Genomic DNA, 16,556 nt, shown 5'->3' with positions numbered 1-16,556 from the left:
CTCCTAGTGAAGCGTGCCGGCGTCGGCGACGAGCTCCTGGACATCACCCGCATTGCCGGGGCTGGCGTGGTGCAGCACCAGGCGCCAGCCGAGCGCCGTCTTCAGATAGACATTGGTCGCGATGACCCAAGCCTGCTGGGCCTCGCCATGCAACTGCACGCGCTCCAGCACATGGTGGATGGCGCAATCGCCGCTGTGCAGTCGGCGCACGCGCTCGGGGTGGACGCTGACCGCGCCACGCTGGAACACCGCTTCGAAGGCGGCGCGAATGGCAGGCAGGCCGACGATGCGCGGGCCGCCCGGGTGGACGCAGGCCACTTCCTCGTCATCGGCCCACAGGGCCATCAGGTGATCCAGGTCGGCGTGCTGCAGCGCCTCGTAGAACTGGGCCTCGGTGTCGTCGGGCGAGGCAAGCAGGGCGGCGGTCTGGGCGGCGGAGCGGGGCATGGCGCGATTGTAGGAAGTCGGACGGCGCTACATTGACCCCGCCCCAACCGCTGCCTGATCCCAACCGATGTTTTCGCTGAAAGCCGTTGCGTCCCTGTTCCTTTGTCTGTTGCTGGTGGCCTGCGGTGGCGGTGGCGGTGATGCCGCGCCAGCGCCTGGGCCGGTCACCGTGCCCCCCCTCGGGGCCCAATGCCTGAGCGGCTCCGTCGCGCGCCTGGCTCTGCCCGCCGCAGCCGGTGCGGGGCACAACCAGGAGCTGGCGGTGCTTGCCTGCCCCGGCTCGCGGCTGGACACGGTGCAGTGGCGCCAGACCGATGGCGCCGTGCAGGCCCTCGGTTCGGCGCGTTCGCAGGCCCTCAGCGTCGCACCGGCTGCGGCGGGCCGCTTCACGTTCAGCGTGGACTTCACCGACGCCAAGGGGGCGATCTACAGCGGCCAAGCCGAGCTCAACGCCACGGCACCCGACGCGACGCCGATGGTGATCCGCGGCGAACCGTCGGTGTGGGCGGGCGGCCAGACGTCGTTGCGCGCCTGGGTCGAGGGGCTGGCCGTGGCCGACTACCCGCTGGCGCGCGTGCGCTGGAGCCGCGTCGACGGCCCGGACGTGAACCTGGGCGATGCAAGCCAATGGCGCGTCATCTTTACCGCGCCTGCGGTGGCCGAAGACAGCCTGCTGCGCCTGCGCGCCGAGGCCACGCTGGCCGATGGGCGCAGCCTCAGCCAGGATTTCAGCCTGCTCGTGCAGGCCTCACCGCCCGCTGTGGCCTCGCCGCTGTTCGGCGCTGGCAACCTGTCCTCGCGCGCCTACCCCTATGTGGCCGGCGGCGCACACGCGGCCGAATTGCGCGACTGCATCTACACGCCCGCCCTGACCAATGCCACGCTCTGCACGCTGGGCCGCCTGCCGCTGCTCGGCACCGAGACGCGCGGCGAGCTGCCCACCGTGGAGCAGGTGATGGCCCGCGTGCTGGTGTCCAACGACTGGATGGGCCAGCGCTTCGAGGCCTTCCTGCGCGAGCAGGACGTGAACGGCGACTTCCGCCGCTTGCTCAACGCCACCACGGCCATCGTCATCGGCGGCCGGGTGCGGCCGGCCTTCTACTGGAGCGCCACCGGCGCCATCTATCTCGATGCCGACTACCTCTGGCAGACGCCTGCCGAGCGCGACAGCGTCAGCGAAGCGCCCGACCCGCGCAGTGACTATGGGCTAGACCTCGCCTACGCGATGCTGTGGCGCTATGTGCAGGGTAATCAGTCGGCCGGTGGGCGCCCGTCCGTGCTGGCGCGCGGCTCACGCGACAGCGCCGCGCTGATCCCGGCACTCGGCCGCCTGCTGTACCACGAGCTGACGCACGCCAACGACTTCCTGCCGCCCCGCGTGCACCTGCTGCTCAACAGCGGCTTGCGCGTCTACGAGGCCATTCCCGCCAACACTGCGTCCGAACAGCTGCGCACGCAACTGCCGTTCTATTCACAGGAGATGGTCGACCTGGGCCGCGTGCAGTTTTTCGGCGTGGCGTCCACGGCGGTGCAGCGCGCCTACCAGCCGGCCGACATCGTGCGTTTCTTCAGCAGCGACCGCGTCACCGACGACTACAGCTATTCCTGGCCCAGCGGCCAGAGCGTGCCGCGCGAGGATGCGGCGATGCTGGCCGAGGAGGCGCTGATGCAGCTGCGCCACGGCGTGCTGCGCGATGTCGCGGTGACGCCGCAATTCCTGAGCGGGGCGAGCGCCGACCAGCCCGTGAGCTGGGGCCAGCGCGGCCGCGTGGGTGATGCCGCCATCAAGTCGCGCGTGGCGCTGGTGCTGGCCCAGACCATGCCCTGGCTGCCCGCCGGTTTCACCGACGGCCTGGCCGCGCCAGTGCCGCTGCGGGCCGGCCTGACCTGGGGTCAGAACCTCGACCAGGGTGCGCTGGCTGTTGGGACGGTGAAGCCGCTGTCGGCGACGGAGCGCGCGCTGGAGGCTGATCTGGACACCCAGCGGCGCGGCAGCCGCAGGGCGGCCGCGTTGGCGCGTTAGTGTCCGCTGGAGAGGACCTCGCCGGCCTTGAGCTTGTAGGCCGTGCCGCAGTAAGGGCACTGGCCCTGGCCGCCATGGGTCAGGTCGATGAAGACCTTGGGATGCGCGCTCCACAGCGGCATCTTGGGGTTGGGGCAGAAGACCGTGCCGTTGTCGTTGCAGTCCTTGGCGGTCACTTCGACAGTGGCGGCGGGCGTGGTGGTGGTGCTCATGTTGTTTGCTCTCAGACCGCGGTCAGCCACTCGGCGTACTTGGGATTGCGGCCGTTGACGATGTCGAAGAAGGCCGACTGGATCTTTTCGGTGATGGGGCCGCGCGACCCCGAACCAATCTCGACACGGTCCAGCTCACGGATGGGCGTCACTTCAGCGGCGGTGCCAGTGAAGAAGGCCTCGTCGCAGATATAGACCTCGTCGCGGGTGATGCGCTTCTCGACCAGCTTGAGGCCCAGGTCCTGGCAGATCGCGAAGATGGTGTTGCGGGTGATGCCATTGAGCGCGCCGGCCGACAGGTCGGGCGTGTAGACAACGCCGCCCTTGATGACGAACAGGTTCTCGCCGGCGCCTTCGGACACGAAGCCGGAGGCGTCCAGCAGCAGGGCCTCGTCGTAGCCGTCGTCGGTGGCTTCCATGTTGGCCAGGATGGAGTTGGTGTAGTTGGACACCGTCTTGGCCTGCGTCATCGTGATGTTGACGTGGTGGCGCGTGTAGGAGCTGGTCTTGACGCGGATGCCGCGCTTCATGCCTTCCTCGCCGAGGTAGGCGCCCCAGCTCCAGGCGGCCACCATCAGGTGCACCTGGTTGCCCTTGGGGCTGACGCCCAGCTTCTCGGAGCCGATCCAGATCAGCGGGCGGATGTAGGCGCTCTTCAGGCCGTTGGCCTTGACCACCTCGCGCTGGGCCTCGTTGACCTGCTCCACCGAGAAGGGGATCTTCATGCGCAGGATCTTGCCGCTGTTGAACAGGCGCTGCGTGTGCTCCTGCAGGCGGAAGATGGCGGTGCCGTTGACCGTGTCATAGGCGCGCACGCCCTCGAAGGCGCCGCAGCCGTAATGCAGGGTGTGGGTCAGCACGTGGATCTTGGCGTCGCGCCAGTCGACGAGCTCGCCGTCCATCCAGATCTTGCCGTCGCGGTCATGCAGGGGGGCGGGAACCATCGTTACTCCAGTGCGTGCGGGGTGAAAGCGGGCGATTTTACGAAGCTTGGGCTGCGCGGATCAGCCGCCACTCGACGAGCTTGCCTTTCACCAGCTTGACTTCGACGGCGTCGCCACCGGCGTCGCGCCAGACAAAGGTCTCCGGCGCCTGCTTTTGCCCCAAGCTGCCGGCCAGGCCGATCAGGTCCACCAGCTTCATGCCGGCGTGCAGTTTGCTGTTCAACATGACGGCATTGGCCACCGAGCCCAGCGGGGCCGCGCCGGCCACCTTCATGACCCGCATCAGCCGCGAGATCTGCAACAGCAGCCAGAAGACGATGCCCGTCGTCGCGAAGATGACGCCCTGCCAGCCGAGCAGCGCCCCGCCACCAATGAGAGCCACCAGCGCCAGGCCAACACCGATCCACGGATTCATGCTTGCGGGTCCTTCAGCCCATCGTCGCGTTGCCAGGCATAGGCGCGCTCGACCTTGGCCACGCGCAGCGTGTAGTGCTGGTACCAATCGCTGCGGCCGGTGTCGCGCGCGATCTTGTGCTCGGCGTTGCGGCGCCAGGCGGCAATGTCCTCGGGGCTGCGCCAGTAGGAGACCGTGATGCCTAGGCCATCCTCGCCGCGGGTGCTCTCCACGCCCAGATAACCCGGCTGCTCGGAAGCCAGGGCCGCCATGCGGTCAGCCATGTCGCCATAGCCGCCGTCAACGGGCGTGCGCTGGCTGGTGAAGATGACGGCGTAGTAGGGGGGCTCGGGCAGTGCGCTCATGGCGCACATCCTGCCACGCCGTCAGGCCGCTAGCGGCAGGCGGGTCACCTCGACGCTGTCGGCCGAGCGCTGCGTCGGCCCATGGTAGACAGCCTCGATGTTGTTGCCGTCGGGGTCCAGCACGAAGGCGGCGTAATAGCCCGGGTGGTAGTGGCGCGGCCCCGGGGTGCCGTGATCGCGGCCGCCGGCGGACAGCGTCATCGCATGGAAGCGCCGGACCTCATCCTCGCTGTGGGCCTGGAAGGCCAGATGCACATGTGACACGCGGCCATCGGCCTTGTCGACGTAGAACTCGTCGGCGTAGAAGCAGCCCTCTGCTTCGCCGAAGGCCTCGAGCCGCCCGATGGCGTCCAGCGCCGCACGGTAGAAGCGCCGGCTGGCCGCCAGGTCGCTCACGCGCAGATGCACGTGGTCGAGCAGGCGGCCGCAGTGCTCCATATCCGTCCTACTTGGTTACTTTGAGCAGCACGCAGCGCACCCATTGCCCCGATTCGAGCGCGTCCTTGTGGCCGTTCAGGAACTGTTCGGCCGTCGAGTTGCGCGCGGTGAAGCACATGCCGTGCAGGATGCCCATGCGTGGCACGGGCCGCGACCATTTGCGCTCGACGACGCCGTTGAACCAGGACACCTGCTCATCGTCGCTGTCCACGTCGGCGCGGCCCAGCAGCAGCACGACCTCGTATTTGTCCTCGGTCAGCGGCTCGGCCGCGCTGGTCAGCACCTGCAGGCCGCCGTCGCTCATGTTCAGCACCAGGCCGGCCGGCCCCTGGCTGAACTGCACCGGCTTGAAGACCCAACCGGGCAGGGAGTCGGCATCGTGCTGGGCGGCCAGGAAATCGGTGCGGGCGTGCTGCCTGAGATTGGCGGGATCTGACATGAACGGGGTCCTCCGGTGCGAGGCCCCGATCCTAAGCAGACTTTGGCGTGGCGTGCACCATGGAAACCTGTTGTCTCAGTTTCAAATGAGCCCGCGCAAGACCTCGATGGCTTGCTCCACCCGCTCGACGGCATGGATGGTCAGCCCCTCGATGGCCTTCTTGGGTGCATTCGCCTTGGGCACGACGGCGACGCTGAAGCCCAGCTTGGCGGCTTCCTTCAGGCGCTCCTGGCCGCGCGGCGCGGGGCGAACCTCGCCGGCCAGGCCGACCTCGCCAAAGGCGATGAAGCCACGCGGCAGGGCCTTGCCGCGCAGCGAACTCTGGATGGCCAGCAGCACGGCCAGGTCGGCCGCCGGCTCGCTGATGCGCACGCCGCCGACCGCGTTGACGAACACGTCCTGGTCGCCCGTGGCCACGCCCGCATGCCGGTGCAGCACGGCCAGCAGCATCGCGAGGCGGTCGCGGTCCAGGCCGACGGACAGGCGCCGCGGGCTGACGCCGCCGCTGTCCACCAGCGCCTGCAGCTCGACCAGCAGCGGCCGCGTGCCCTCCAGCGTGACGAGCACGCAGCTGCCCGGCACGGGCTCGGCGTGGGTGGACAGGAAGATGGCGCTCGGGTTGGTGACGCCCTTGAGCCCCTTCTCCGTCATCGCGAACACGCCGATCTCGTTGACCGCGCCGAAGCGGTTCTTGATGGCGCGCACCAGGCGGAAGCTGCTGTGCGTGTCGCCCTCGAAATACAGCACCGTGTCGACGATGTGCTCCAGCACACGCGGGCCGGCCAGCGCACCTTCYTTGGTCACATGACCCACCAGCACGATGGCACAGCCGCGCGCCTTGGCCGTGCGTGTGAGCTGGGCCGCGCATTCGCGCACCTGGGCGACCGAACCGGGCGCGGACGAGAGTTGCTCGGAGTACAGCGTCTGGATGGAGTCGATGACGCAGAAGTCGGGCTCCTCGACGTCGATGGTGGCGAGGATGCGCTCCAGGCTGATCTCGGCCAGCACGCGCACCTTGGCGCCCGACAGGCCCAGGCGCCGCGAGCGCATCGCGACCTGGGCGCCACTTTCCTCGCCGGTCACGTACAGGACTTTCACGGTTTGCGACAACGACTCGACCGCCTGCAGCAGCAGCGTCGACTTGCCGATGCCCGGATCGCCGCCGATCAGCACGACGCCGCCGGCGACGATGCCGCCGCCCAGCACCCGGTCCAGCTCTTCCTGGCCCGTGGGCGTGCGCTCGAAGTCGCTGGCCTCGATCTCGGAGAGCGTGGCCACCGGCTGGCTCTTGGCCAGCGACTGGTAGCGGTTCTTGACGCCGCCGGTGGGCTCGGCGATGCCCTCGGTCAGCGTGTTCCAGGCGCCGCAGTGCGGGCATTTGCCCAGCCATTTGGCGTTGGTGCCGCCGCATTCGGTGCAGGTGTAGATGCTCTTGCTTGTCGCCATCAGCGCATTGTCGCGGCCGGGCGCACCCAGGCTGTCAGCAGCAGTGCCGCGGCCAGCGCGCAGCCGGCCGAGAAGCCGAAGGCGACGGTGGCCGACAGGCCCTCCCACAGCCAGCCGAACAGCAGCGAGGCCGGCAGCAGCATGGCGCCCATGACGAGGTTGAGCCAGCCGAAGGCGGTGCCGCGCTGTTCGGCCGGCGCCAGGTCGGCCAGCAGCGCGCGTTCGACGCCCTCGGTCGCGGCCATGAAGATGCCGTAGAGGCCGAACAGCAGGTACAGCCGCCAGCCCGGCGCGGCCCACGCCGCCATGCCGATGTAGAAGGCGGCATAGGCGACATAGCCGGCCACCAGCAGGTGAACGCGGCCGACGCGGTCCGACAACCCGCCCAGCGGCACCGCGAAGAGCGCCGCGACGCCCGACACCGCGGCCCACAGCAACGGCACCTGCGCCTCGGCGACGCCGAGCTCCTTGGCGCGCAGCAGCAGGAACATGTTGCTGGAGTTGCCCAGCGTGAACAGTGCAACGACGACGAGGTAGCGCCGCAGCGGCTTGGGCAGGCCAGCCAGCGTCCAGCTGAAGCGCGGTGGCGCGGTGGCCGGTGGCGGGGCTTCCCGCACCGCCAGCGTCAGCCCCAGRCAGAGCAGGCCGGGAATGATGGCCCACAGGAAAACCTGGCCCAGCGGCACGCCCGCACTCAGCAGCGCCCAGGCCAGCAGCGGCCCGATGACGGCGCCGGCGTTGTCCATGGCGCGGTGCAGGCCGAAGGCCAGGCCGCGCTGGCCGGGCACTATGTTGGCAGCCAGCAGCGCGTCGCGCGGCGCGGCGCGCACGGCCTTGGCGATGCGGTCGGTCAGGCGCAGGGCCAGCAGCAGCGGCCAGCCGGCGACAAAGGCGATCAGCGGCCGCGCGATGCCGGCCAGGCCGTAGCCGGCGATGACCCAGGGTTTGCTGCGCCCGCTGCGGTCCACCATGACGCCGGCCCAGAGCTTGAGCAGGCTGGCCAGCGCCTCGGCCAGGCCCTCGATGAGGCCGAGCATCCGCGGGCCGGCCATCAGCACGCCGCTCAGATACAAGGGCACGAGGGGGTAGACCAGCTCGCTGGCGCTGTCGTTGACGAGGCTGATCAGGCCGAGCAGCCAGACGCTGCGCGGCAGCGAGAAAAGGGCCCTGAGCATCGGGGCATGTTATGTCCTGGGTGCCAGACCGCCCGAGCGCAGCGAGTAGCTCTGGCATCCACTGAGCAGGGGCGTGGGACACTCGGCGCCTTGCAGTTTCTCGATGGAGCCGGTCATGGAGTTTTCGGTCTGGTTGGCCTTTTTTGCCGCATCCTGGGCGATCAGCCTCTCCCCCGGCGCAGGTGCTGTCGCGGCGATGAGCGCGGGCCTGAGCCATGGCTTCAGGCGCGGCTATTTCATGACCTTCGGCCTCATCCTGGGCATCCTGACCCAGGTCGTCCTCGTCGGCGCCGGCCTAGGCGCGCTGATCGCGGCCTCGTCGCTGGGTTTTGCCCTCGTCAAATGGGCTGGCGTGGCCTACCTCGTCTGGCTGGGTGTGCAGCAATGGCGTGCACCGGCCAAGCCCATGGTGGCGGCGGATGACGGCGCCGTGCTGGCCACGCRCCGCCAGCTGGTGCTGCGCGGCTGGGGCATCAATGCCGTCAACCCCAAAGGCACGGTCTTCCTGCTGGCCGTCGTGCCGCAGTTCCTCGACCTGCATGCCGCGTTGGCGCCGCAATACCTCGTCATCGGCTGCACGCTGGCCTTCACCGACCTGGTCGTCATGGCCGGCTACACCGTGCTGGCCGCGCGGGTGCTGGCGGCGCTGAAGAGCGAGAGCCACATCAAGGTGCTCAACCGCGTCTTTGGCTCGCTGTTCGTCGCGGCCGGTGCGCTGCTCGCGACCTTCAAGCGCGCGGCCTGATGGCGGCGGGAGACAAGCCCGGCCGCCTGCCCACCTGGTTCCTCTTCCTGGCCCCGGTCGCGATCTGGGCCAGCACCTGGCACGTCATCCTGTACCAGCTCGCGTCGACAGTGCCGGCGCTGACGTCGGTGGGCTGGCGCTTCGCGCTGTCGGCGCTGATGCTCGCCGGGCTGGCGCGCTGGCAGGGCGTGTCGCTGAAGCTGCCGCGTTATGCCCACGGCTACATGCTGGGCACCGGCGTCATCCAGTACGCCGGCAACTACTGGTCCATCTACGAGGCTGAGCGCTTTGTCCCCAGCGGCCTCGTCGCGGTGCTGTTCTGCCTGATGGTGTTCATGAATGCACTCGTCGCCTGGCTGCTGTGGCGCCAGCCGGTGAGCCGGCGCTTCCTCGTCGCGTCCAGCGGCGCGGTGCTGGGCGTGGCGCTGATCTTCTGGCCCGAACTCGCGTCTACCGGCGCGCGGCCGAATGCGGCCCTGGGGCTGGGCCTGAGCTTCTTCGCCGTCGTGGTGGCGGTCATCGGTGGCTTCTTCACCTTGGTGTTGACGCGCCGCGGCCTGCCGCTGGTGCCGGTGCTGGCCTGGAGCATGGGCTATGGCGCGGCCTTCCTGCTGGGGATGTCGCTGGCGCTGGGCCACGGCCTGCCCTTCGACGGCGCCTGGACCTATGTCGGCAGCCTCGTCTACCTGGCCGCCTTTGGCTCGGTCATCGCCTTCACGCTGTACTACAAGCTCGCCGAGCGCCGCGGCCCCGCTCAGGCGGCGCTCATCGGCGTGCTGGTGCCCGTCATCGCGCTGATCGTGTCGGCCGTGCTGGAGGGCTGGCAGGCGACGCCGCTAGCCATCGGCGGCATGGTGCTGTGCCTGGCCAGCCTGTTCGTCGCGACGCGGCCGCAGCGCTAAATGCGCTCGGCCGCCGCTTCGGCCTGGGCCCGCCGGACCTGCTTCAGCGCGGCCAGCGAGGTGGGGTCGGTCAGCGTGGGTGCGATGACGATCTCCTGCGCCACTTTGATGCCCAGGAAGCCGAGCCAGGCGCGCATCGCGGCCTTTTGCGTGTCCAGGTGACCCTGGGCCGAGCGGCCCTCGCTGCCATAGTCGCTCGCGCTGCTGTAGACCAGCACGGCGCGCTTGCCCGACAGCAACGGCCGGTAGCCGGTGTCACGCTGCCAGGCCCAGTTCTGGCCTGGCAGCGTGACCACGTCGATGTAGTGTTTGAGGCGGTAGGGCAGGCCCAGGTTCCACATCGGCAGGTTGATGACGTAGTGGTCGGCCCGGTTGAAGGCTTCGGCCAGCGCGACGGCGCGCGCCCAGTGGCGGCGCTGGTCGTCGGTCGCCTGCTGGCTGCGCAGCACGGCGAACTTGGCCGCGATCATGTCGGCGTCGAATTCGGGCAGCGCGAGTTGCCAGACATCGGCCACCTCGACCTGGGCGTCGGCACGGACGGCGCGGTAGCGGGCGACGAAGGCCTCGGCGATCTCGCGCGATGTGGAGGCCGGATTCGGCGAGCCCTGGATGTGCAGCAGCCGGCTCATCTTCAGCCCTCCAGCCAGCGCAGGCCGGCGATGCCGGCCACGATGAGGGCCATGCAGCCCAGCCGTGCGGGCGAGGCGCTGTCGCCGTGCACCCAGACGCCCAGCAGCGCCACGCCRASGGCGCCGATGCCGGTCCAGAYCGCATAGGCSGTGCCGGTCGGCAGGCTTTTGAGCGACTGCGTCAGCAGCACGATGGACAGCAGCGCGGCGAGCACGCCGGCTGCGCCTGGCAGCGGCCGGCGCCAGCCGTCGGACGCCTTCAACGCCGCGGCCATGGCGATCTCGACCAGACCGGCACTCACCAACAGAAACCAAGCCATGGGGTCTCTCCAAGTTGCAATGGGCTCACTGTGGGAGGCCAGGCACAGAATCGGAAGTACGCACCTTTTGGTAACCAGGGAAATCCAGACGATGGCCGACACCTCAACCGGCAATGTGCTCAGCGCCAGCTGCCCCTCGCGTGCCGCACTGGAGGTGGTGGGCAGCAAATGGGCGCTGCTGATCGTGCCGCTGCTGGCCCGGCAGCCGCTGCGCAACAACGAGCTGCTGCGCCAGGTGGGCGGCATCTCGCAGAAGATGCTGACGCAGACGTTGCGCGAACTGGAGCGCCACGGCCTAGTGCAGCGCACCGACCATCAGACCGTGCCGCCGCACGTCGACTACCAGTTGACCGAACTGGGCCGGTCCCTGAGCGAGGCGCTGGTGGTGGTGGACCGCTGGGCCGAACGGCACTACCCCGCCGTAGCATCGGCGCGCATGGCGTTCGACCGCCGGCGCTAGCCCTTCAGCTGCGCCTGTGCGCCGTCGATCAGCAGGCGCAAGGCGCGGTCGAACATCGTGTCGGGGTCGCCGCCCAGCGTCTGCGCCCAGCCGGCGGCCAGCAGCGGGTATTGCACCGCGTCGGGCCCGCTCAGCATCGACGAGGGCGGCGCATCGGGCGCTTGCGCGGACTGCTCCTCCAGCACCCAGCCGACGACGAAGCGCCCCACCGACATCATCAGTCGGGTGGCCTGCCCCGGCTCGAAGCCGGCATCGCACAGCAGGCGCAGGCGGGCCTCGATGGAATCGAAGTGCAAGGGGCTCGGCCGTGTGCCGGCATGCAGGCGCGCGCCGTCGCGGTAGGCCAGCAGCGCGCGGCGAAAGCTGTGGCCGTTGGCCATCAGCCAGTCCTGCCAGTGCTGGCCGAGCGTTGGCTCCGCCTGGGCGTGGTTCTCCAGCACGACGGCCTCGGACATCGCGTCCAGCAGCGCCGCCTTGCTCTTGAAGTGCCAGTACAGCGTCGGCGACTGCACGCCCAGGCGTTCGGCCAGCTTGCGGGTGCTCAAGGCGTCGATGCCGACTTCGTTGAGCAGCGCGAGCGCGGCGCGCAGCACGTCGTCGCGATTCAGTCGGCTGGAGCGTTCGGTGGCATTCATCCCTATCAATGATAGAGAAGTTCGTGCAAAATGTTCTCTATCGACGATAGAGAGGCATTCGTGAATCGAGCCCTGACCGTCATCTTGATGACGCTGCTGCTAGACGCCGTGGGCATGAGCCTGGTGTTTCCCATCCTGCCCGGCCTGCTGCGCGAGCTGGCCGGCGCCGAGGCCACGACCCACCACTACGGCGCCCTGCTGGCCGTCTACGCGGCGATGCAGTTCCTGTTTTCCCCGGTGCTGGGTGCGCTGAGCGACCGTTTCGGCCGCCGGCCGGTGTTGCTGGCCTCGCTGGCCGGGGCCGCGGCGGACTATGTGCTGATGGCGTTGGCGCCCAACCTGGCCTGGCTCTACGTCGGGCGGGTGCTGTCCGGCATCACCGGCGCCAGCATGGCCGTGGGCACGGCCTACATCACCGATGTGACGCCCGAGGCCGACCGCGCCAGGCGTTATGGCCAGATGGGCGCGGCCATGGGCCTGGGCTTTGTCGTCGGGCCGCTGATCGGTGGTGCTTTAGGCGAGTGGTCGCTGCGAGCGCCCTTCGTCGCCGCGGCCGTCATGAATGCCTTGAACCTGGGGATGGCCTGGTTCGCCCTGCCCGAATCCAACCAGAACCGCACGGCCCGGCTGGACGCCAGCAAGTTCAACGCCTTCTCGGCACTGCATCGCCTGGAGGGCAAGCGGCCCTTGCTGCCGCTGGTGGGGGTCTTTGCCGTCGTCGCGCTGGTGTCGCAGGTGCCGGCGGCGCTGTGGATCCTTTACGGCCAGGACCGCTACGGCTGGACTGCCTGGGTGGCGGGCCTGTCGCTGGCCTGCTATGGCGGCCTGCACGCGATCTCGCAGGCCTTCGTCACCGGTCCGATGGTGGCCAGGCTCGGCGAGAAGCGCGCGCTGCTGGCCGGCATGGCGGCGGACGGCCTGGGTTTCGTTGGCATGGGCGTGGCGGTGGCAGGCTGGATGCCGTTTGCGCTGCTGCCGCTGTTCGCCATCGGCGGGCTGGCCCTGCCGGCACTGCAGGCCATGCTGGCGCGGCAGGTGGACGAGCAGCGCCAGGGCGGGTTGCAGGGCACGCTGGCCAGCCTGACCAGCCTGATCGGCATCGGCGGGCCGCTGGTGGTCACGGCCGGCTTTGCGGCGACGCAGGGCGCCTGGCCTGGCTGCGTCTGGGTGATCGCCGCGGTGCTGTATCTGATCGCGCTGCCCATGCTGTTCAGTCGCCGCGCTCGCACCGCGTAACAACCAGCCGTTCCCCACCACTCGGCAAGGGCGTTACGCTGGCGCGCTCTTCACGGGGAGAACAGATGGCCTGGCAATTCGCTCTGACGCGCCTGTGCGGCGTTTTTGCCCTCGCGGGTGCCGCGCTGCTGGCCCATGCCGCCGACCCGGGCGTGCCGCCGACGCCGGTGAAGCCGGTCACCGACCGCTACGGCGACGTCAGCGTCAGGGACCCCTACCGCTGGCTGGAGAAAGCCAGCGACCCCAAGGTGAAGCAGTGGAGCGCTGCGCAAGACAAGCGCACGCGCGCCTATTTCGGCAAGCTGCCGGCGCGCCAGCCGATGTTCGACTGGCTGATGAAGCAGGCCACGGCCAGCTCCAGCGCCTATTACGACCTGCACGCCACGCCGGGCCAGCTGTTCGCGCTGTACAACCAGCCGCCCAGGCAGCAGCCCATGCTGGCCGTGCTGGGCCAGGACGCCGACCCCGCCAAGGCCCGCGTGGTGCTGGACCCGAACACGCTCAACCCCAAAGGCACGACGGCCATCGACTGGTATGTGCCTTCGCCGACGGGCAAGCTGGTGGCGGTGTCGATGTCGGAGAACGGCAGCGAGGACGGCTCGCTGCACATCGTCGACGTGGCCACGGGCAAGGATGTCGACAAGGTCATTCTCAACGTGCAATACCCCACCGGCGGCGGCAGCCTGGCCTGGCGCGAGGATGGCTCCGGCTTCTGGTACACGCGCTACCCCGGCGCCAAGGAACCGGCCGAGCGCCAGCACTTCTACCAGCAGATCTACTACCACCGCGTCGGCGACGATCCGGCAAAGGACGTCTATGTGCTGGGCAAGGACTTCCCGCGCGTCGCCGAAATCGCACTGGACGCCCGGCCCGGCGCGCCTGGCGTCATCGCCTCGGTCGCCAATGGCGACGGCGGCGAGTTCGCCCACTACCTGATCGCCAGGGATGGAGGCATCCGCCAGGTCACACGCTTCGAGGACAAGGTCGTCGCCGCAGCCCTGGGACCGGACGGGCTCTATCTCATCTCCCGCCAGGACGCGCCGCGCGGCAAGCTGCTCAAGCTGGCGCTGGACGACCTGACGTTAGCCAAGGCGCAGACCATCGTGCCCGAGTCTGATGCCGCGCTGGAGCCCGGCGGCGAGTTCGGCGCAGGCAACATCACCCTCACCAGGAACGCCATCTACCTGCGTGAGATCGTCGGCGGGCCGTCGCGCGTGGCCATCTACGGCCTGGACGGCAAGCCTCGCGGGCAGCTGCAGCTGCCCGAGGTGGCGACCGTGGACGAGATGGCCGTGATGGACGACGGCAGCCTGCTCGTCGCGGTGAAGACCTATCTCGAGCCGCCGCAGTTCATGCGCGTCGACGCCGACAGCGGCAGGAGCAAGCCCACGGCGCTGCGCCAGACCAGCCCGGTGTCCTTCGGCGACGTGGAGGTCGTGCGTGAGTTCGCGACAAGCAAGGACGGCACCCGCATCCCCCTCAACATCGTGCGCAGGAAGGGGCTGAAGCTGGATGGCAGCGCGCCGCTGCTGCTCAACGGCTATGGTGGCTACAACGTCAGCCTGGTGCCGCGCTTCCTGGGTGCGGCGACAAGGCTGTGGCTGGACGCCGGCGGCGTCTACGTCATCGCCAACCTGCGCGGCGGCGGTGAGTTCGGCGAGACCTGGCATACCCAGGGCGCGTTGACGAACAAGCAGAACGTTTTTGACGACTTCGCCGCCTCGGCCCAATACCTGGTCGACAAGGGCTACACCTCAAAGGAACGCATGGCGGCGATAGGCGGCAGCAACGGCGGGCTGCTGATGGGGGCGGTCTTCACCCAGCACCCGGAGCTGTTCCGCGCCGTCGTCTCGACGGTGGGCATCTACGACATGCTGCGCGTGGAGTTGGACCCGAACGGCGCATTCAACGTCACCGAATTCGGCACGGTGAAGAACCCTGAGCAATTCCAGGCGCTGTACGCCTACTCGCCCTATCACCACGTGAATGGCGGTGCGAAGTACCCGGCCATCTTCATGGCCACCGGCGAGACGGACGGGCGCGTCAACCCGATGCACTCGCGCAAGATGGTTGCGCGCCTGCAGGCGGCAACCGGCTCCGGCCGGCCGGTGCTGCTGAGTATCAACGCCCACGCCGGCCATGGCATGGGCAGCTCGCTGTCCATCCGCGTGAACCAGATGGCGGACATCTACGCCTTCCTGTTCGACCAGCTGGGTATGACGTCCCCGCTTCAGTAATCCTTGCTGCGCCGCCCGGCCTTGATGTCGCTGCGCTTGGCCTTGCCTTCCAGCCGGCGCTGCTTGGAGCCATAGGTCGGCTTGGTCGCGCGGCGCGCCTTGGGCACGTGCGCGGCGGCCTGCACCAGCTCGATCAACCGCGCGACGGCGTCCGCCCGGTTGCGTTCCAGGCTGCGCGAGTCCTGGGCCTTGATGACGACGACGCCTTCCGAGGTGATGCGCTGGTCGGCCCAGTTCAGCAGCCGCGCCTTGACGGCCTCGGGCAGGCTGGAGGCGTGGATGTCAAAGCGCAGATGGACCGCGTTCGAAACCTTGTTGACGTTCTGGCCGCCGGGGCCGCTGGCGCGGATGGCGTCGAACTCGAGTTCGTCCGGGCGCGGGGTCCAGTGGATGTCAGGCATTTCGAATTGGCACGCGCGGCGCGATGKCGCACATCAGCTCGTAGCCGATGGTGCCGGCCGATTGCGCCACTTCGTCGATGGGCAGGCGCGAGCCATGCGGGCCTTCGCCCCACAGCGTCACCTCGCTGCCAAAGCCGCTGGCAGGCAGCTCGGACAGGTCCACCGCCAGCATGTCCATCGACACCCGGCCCAGCGTGCGCGTGCGCTTGCCATCCACCAGCACCGGCGTGCCGGTGGGCGCGTGGCGCGGATAGCCGTCGGCATAGCCGCAGGCGACGATGCCTGCGCGCGTGACCTGCTCGGCCGTGAAGGCGCTGCCGTAGCCGATGGTGTCGCCGGGCTGCAGCTGCTGCACGCCGATGATCTTTGAGCGCAGCGTCATCGCCGGCCGCAGGTCCCAGTGGGCGGCATCGTGTTCGGGGAAGTCGGGCACGCCGCCATAGCTCATGATGCCGGCGCGCACCCAGTCCTGGGCTGTGCGAGCTGGGTGGCGCAGTGTTGCCGCGCTGTTGGCGATGCTGCGCTCGCCGGCCAACCCCTCGGTCACGGCTTCGAAGGCGGCGAGCTGGTGGGTGATGCCGTCGACACCTTGCCGCAAGCTGTCGGCGTCCGAAAAATGCGTCATCAAGCCGATCTCGTCGACCTGGGGCAGGGCGTCCAGGCGCGCATAGGCGGCGCGAAAGGCGGCCGGCGTGAAGCCCAGCCGGTTCATGCCCGAGTTCAATTTGAGGAAGACGCGGTGCGGCTCGTGCGTCTTGTGCATGGCCAGCCAGTCGATCTGCTGCTCGCAGTGCACGGTGTGCCAGAGCTTGAGGCGCGAGCACAGCTCCAGGTCGCGAGGCTCGAACACGCCTTCCAGCAGCAGGATGGGGCCCCGCCAGTCCAGGGCGCGCAACCGTTCGGCCTCGGCCAGGTCCAGCAGCGCGAAACCGTCGGCGGCGCGCAGGCCCTCAAAGGCGCGTTCGATGCCGTGACCATAGGCATTGGCCTTGACGACGGCCCAGACTCGGGCATTGGGGGCTTGAGCGCGCGTGCGACCCAGGTTGTGAGCGAGCGCTTCGGTATGAATCAGGGCTTCAATCGGGCGAGGCATGGCCGGATTTTGCGC

General features: G+C 69.0%; 20 protein-coding genes. 6 read left to right on the top strand and 14 right to left on the bottom strand.

Features of this window, described 5'->3' with window-relative positions; all coding sequences use genetic code 11:
* Positions 1-3 precede the first annotated feature (3 nt).
* Positions 4-447: a YybH family protein gene (locus ACXJKJ_RS07360; RefSeq protein ID WP_056191962.1), complete on the bottom strand. Its 444-nt coding sequence runs from the start codon at positions 445-447 to the stop codon at positions 4-6.
* A gap of 67 nt (positions 448-514) precedes the next feature.
* Here ACXJKJ_RS07360 and ACXJKJ_RS07355 point away from each other — a divergent pair, with 67 nt between their 5' ends.
* Positions 515-2,470 carry a hypothetical protein gene (locus ACXJKJ_RS07355; protein WP_457389638.1) on the top strand — a complete coding sequence of 652 codons (1,956 nt, stop codon included), beginning with the start codon at positions 515-517 and terminating at the stop codon, positions 2,468-2,470.
* Here ACXJKJ_RS07355 and ACXJKJ_RS07350 read toward each other — a convergent pair.
* The 8 genes from ACXJKJ_RS07350 to ACXJKJ_RS07315 all read right to left on the bottom strand — a co-directional run bounded on the left by ACXJKJ_RS07350 (position 2,467) and on the right by ACXJKJ_RS07315 (position 7,883).
* A complete protein-coding gene (locus ACXJKJ_RS07350) occupies positions 2,467-2,682 on the bottom strand; it encodes a zinc-finger domain-containing protein (RefSeq protein WP_056191969.1) in 216 nt (71 codons plus the stop codon). The two genes, ACXJKJ_RS07355 and ACXJKJ_RS07350, sit on opposite strands and share 4 nt — an antisense overlap.
* A gap of 11 nt (positions 2,683-2,693) precedes the next feature.
* The gene (locus ACXJKJ_RS07345) at positions 2,694-3,626 is read right to left on the bottom strand and encodes a branched-chain amino acid transaminase (protein WP_056191971.1); all 933 of its coding nucleotides are present in this window, start codon (positions 3,624-3,626) and stop codon (positions 2,694-2,696) included.
* 37 nt (positions 3,627-3,663) lie between these two features.
* The gene (locus tag ACXJKJ_RS07340) at positions 3,664-4,041 is read right to left on the bottom strand and encodes a hypothetical protein (protein WP_056191972.1); all 378 of its coding nucleotides are present in this window, start codon (positions 4,039-4,041) and stop codon (positions 3,664-3,666) included.
* Positions 4,038-4,385, bottom strand: a complete 348-nt coding sequence (locus tag ACXJKJ_RS07335; protein WP_457351071.1) for an antibiotic biosynthesis monooxygenase family protein — start codon at positions 4,383-4,385, stop codon at positions 4,038-4,040. Before ACXJKJ_RS07335 ends, ACXJKJ_RS07340 begins: the two co-directional genes overlap by 4 nt.
* Before the next feature lie 21 nt (positions 4,386-4,406).
* Positions 4,407-4,823 (bottom strand): VOC family protein, encoded by a 417-nt coding sequence (locus tag ACXJKJ_RS07330; protein WP_056191978.1) that lies wholly within the window; start codon positions 4,821-4,823, stop codon positions 4,407-4,409.
* A 7-nt stretch (positions 4,824-4,830) separates the two neighbouring features.
* Positions 4,831-5,262 carry a hypothetical protein gene (locus tag ACXJKJ_RS07325; RefSeq protein ID WP_056191980.1) on the bottom strand — a complete coding sequence of 144 codons (432 nt, stop codon included), beginning with the start codon at positions 5,260-5,262 and terminating at the stop codon, positions 4,831-4,833.
* Between the two features lie 81 nt (positions 5,263-5,343).
* Positions 5,344-6,708: a DNA repair protein RadA gene (gene radA, locus ACXJKJ_RS07320; RefSeq protein ID WP_056191984.1), complete on the bottom strand. Its 1,365-nt coding sequence runs from the start codon at positions 6,706-6,708 to the stop codon at positions 5,344-5,346.
* The gene (locus ACXJKJ_RS07315; protein WP_457389637.1) at positions 6,708-7,883 is read right to left on the bottom strand and encodes an MFS transporter; all 1,176 of its coding nucleotides are present in this window, start codon (positions 7,881-7,883) and stop codon (positions 6,708-6,710) included. Before ACXJKJ_RS07315 ends, radA begins: the two co-directional genes overlap by 1 nt.
* A gap of 115 nt (positions 7,884-7,998) precedes the next feature.
* On the opposite strand from ACXJKJ_RS07315, the gene ACXJKJ_RS07310 reads away from it, so the two are divergent.
* Positions 7,999-8,628, top strand: a complete 630-nt coding sequence (locus tag ACXJKJ_RS07310; RefSeq protein ID WP_457389636.1) for a LysE family transporter — start codon at positions 7,999-8,001, stop codon at positions 8,626-8,628.
* Complete coding sequence (locus ACXJKJ_RS07305; protein ID WP_457389635.1) at positions 8,628-9,530, top strand: DMT family transporter; 903 nt, start codon at positions 8,628-8,630, stop codon at positions 9,528-9,530. The genes ACXJKJ_RS07310 and ACXJKJ_RS07305 overlap by 1 nt, the downstream gene beginning before the upstream one ends.
* Here ACXJKJ_RS07305 and ACXJKJ_RS07300 read toward each other — a convergent pair.
* Positions 9,527-10,159, bottom strand: coding sequence for an FMN-dependent NADH-azoreductase (locus ACXJKJ_RS07300; RefSeq protein WP_457389634.1), 633 nt, complete (start codon positions 10,157-10,159; stop codon positions 9,527-9,529). The genes ACXJKJ_RS07305 and ACXJKJ_RS07300 overlap by 4 nt on opposite strands.
* Positions 10,160-10,161: 2 nt before the next feature.
* Positions 10,162-10,479, bottom strand: coding sequence for a DMT family transporter (locus ACXJKJ_RS07295; protein ID WP_457389633.1), 318 nt, complete (start codon positions 10,477-10,479; stop codon positions 10,162-10,164).
* 91 nt (positions 10,480-10,570) lie between these two features.
* On the opposite strand from ACXJKJ_RS07295, the gene ACXJKJ_RS07290 reads away from it, so the two are divergent.
* On the top strand, positions 10,571-10,939 hold the full coding sequence (locus tag ACXJKJ_RS07290; protein ID WP_457324114.1) for a winged helix-turn-helix transcriptional regulator: 369 nt from the start codon (positions 10,571-10,573) through the stop codon (positions 10,937-10,939).
* Here the strand turns inward: ACXJKJ_RS07290 and tetR are convergent.
* Entirely contained in the window at positions 10,936-11,574 is a 639-nt protein-coding gene (tetR, locus tag ACXJKJ_RS07285; protein ID WP_457389632.1) for a tetracycline resistance transcriptional repressor TetR, read from the bottom strand. The two genes, ACXJKJ_RS07290 and tetR, sit on opposite strands and share 4 nt — an antisense overlap.
* A gap of 30 nt (positions 11,575-11,604) precedes the next feature.
* Between tetR and tet the strand changes: the two genes are divergently transcribed.
* Together tet and ACXJKJ_RS07275 are read left to right on the top strand one after the other, a co-directional pair.
* The gene (gene tet, locus ACXJKJ_RS07280; protein ID WP_457389631.1) at positions 11,605-12,810 is read left to right on the top strand and encodes a Tet(A)/Tet(B)/Tet(C) family tetracycline efflux MFS transporter; all 1,206 of its coding nucleotides are present in this window, start codon (positions 11,605-11,607) and stop codon (positions 12,808-12,810) included.
* 65 nt (positions 12,811-12,875) lie between these two features.
* Positions 12,876-15,047 (top strand): prolyl oligopeptidase family serine peptidase, encoded by a 2,172-nt coding sequence (locus tag ACXJKJ_RS07275; protein WP_457389630.1) that lies wholly within the window; start codon positions 12,876-12,878, stop codon positions 15,045-15,047.
* On the opposite strand, the gene arfB is transcribed toward ACXJKJ_RS07275, so the two are convergent.
* Together arfB and alr are read right to left on the bottom strand one after the other, a co-directional pair.
* Positions 15,041-15,448 carry an alternative ribosome rescue aminoacyl-tRNA hydrolase ArfB gene (gene arfB / locus ACXJKJ_RS07270; protein WP_457389629.1) on the bottom strand — a complete coding sequence of 136 codons (408 nt, stop codon included), beginning with the start codon at positions 15,446-15,448 and terminating at the stop codon, positions 15,041-15,043. The two genes, ACXJKJ_RS07275 and arfB, sit on opposite strands and share 7 nt — an antisense overlap.
* Positions 15,441-16,541, bottom strand: a complete 1,101-nt coding sequence (gene alr, locus ACXJKJ_RS07265; protein ID WP_457389628.1) for an alanine racemase — start codon at positions 16,539-16,541, stop codon at positions 15,441-15,443. Before alr ends, arfB begins: the two co-directional genes overlap by 8 nt.
* Positions 16,542-16,556 lie beyond the last annotated feature (15 nt).

This window comes from Roseateles sp. P5_E1 (genome assembly GCF_054049335.1).
This window is presented reverse-complemented; position numbering and strand designations above follow the sequence as displayed.

Excerpts from the sequence above, each read along its gene's own strand:
- ACXJKJ_RS07360 (WP_056191962.1), bottom strand. The coding sequence starts at position 447 with ATGCCCCGCTCCGCCGCCCAGACCGCCGCCCTGCTTGCCTCGCCCGAC.
- ACXJKJ_RS07355 (WP_457389638.1), top strand. The coding sequence starts at position 515 with ATGTTTTCGCTGAAAGCCGTTGCGTCCCTGTTCCTTTGTCTGTTGCTG.
- ACXJKJ_RS07350 (WP_056191969.1), bottom strand. The coding sequence starts at position 2,682 with ATGAGCACCACCACCACGCCCGCCGCCACTGTCGAAGTGACCGCCAAG.
- ACXJKJ_RS07345 (WP_056191971.1), bottom strand. The coding sequence starts at position 3,626 with ATGGTTCCCGCCCCCCTGCATGACCGCGACGGCAAGATCTGGATGGAC.
- ACXJKJ_RS07340 (WP_056191972.1), bottom strand. The coding sequence starts at position 4,041 with ATGAATCCGTGGATCGGTGTTGGCCTGGCGCTGGTGGCTCTCATTGGT.
- ACXJKJ_RS07335 (WP_457351071.1), bottom strand. The coding sequence starts at position 4,385 with ATGAGCGCACTGCCCGAGCCCCCCTACTACGCCGTCATCTTCACCAGC.
- ACXJKJ_RS07330 (WP_056191978.1), bottom strand. The coding sequence starts at position 4,823 with ATGGAGCACTGCGGCCGCCTGCTCGACCACGTGCATCTGCGCGTGAGC.
- ACXJKJ_RS07325 (WP_056191980.1), bottom strand. The coding sequence starts at position 5,262 with ATGTCAGATCCCGCCAATCTCAGGCAGCACGCCCGCACCGATTTCCTG.
- ACXJKJ_RS07305 (WP_457389635.1), top strand. The coding sequence starts at position 8,628 with ATGGCGGCGGGAGACAAGCCCGGCCGCCTGCCCACCTGGTTCCTCTTC.
- ACXJKJ_RS07300 (WP_457389634.1), bottom strand. The coding sequence starts at position 10,159 with ATGAGCCGGCTGCTGCACATCCAGGGCTCGCCGAATCCGGCCTCCACA.
- ACXJKJ_RS07290 (WP_457324114.1), top strand. The coding sequence starts at position 10,571 with ATGGCCGACACCTCAACCGGCAATGTGCTCAGCGCCAGCTGCCCCTCG.
- tetR (WP_457389632.1), bottom strand. The coding sequence starts at position 11,574 with ATGAATGCCACCGAACGCTCCAGCCGACTGAATCGCGACGACGTGCTG.
- tet (WP_457389631.1), top strand. The coding sequence starts at position 11,605 with ATGTTCTCTATCGACGATAGAGAGGCATTCGTGAATCGAGCCCTGACC.
- ACXJKJ_RS07275 (WP_457389630.1), top strand. The coding sequence starts at position 12,876 with ATGGCCTGGCAATTCGCTCTGACGCGCCTGTGCGGCGTTTTTGCCCTC.
- arfB (WP_457389629.1), bottom strand. The coding sequence starts at position 15,448 with ATGCCTGACATCCACTGGACCCCGCGCCCGGACGAACTCGAGTTCGAC.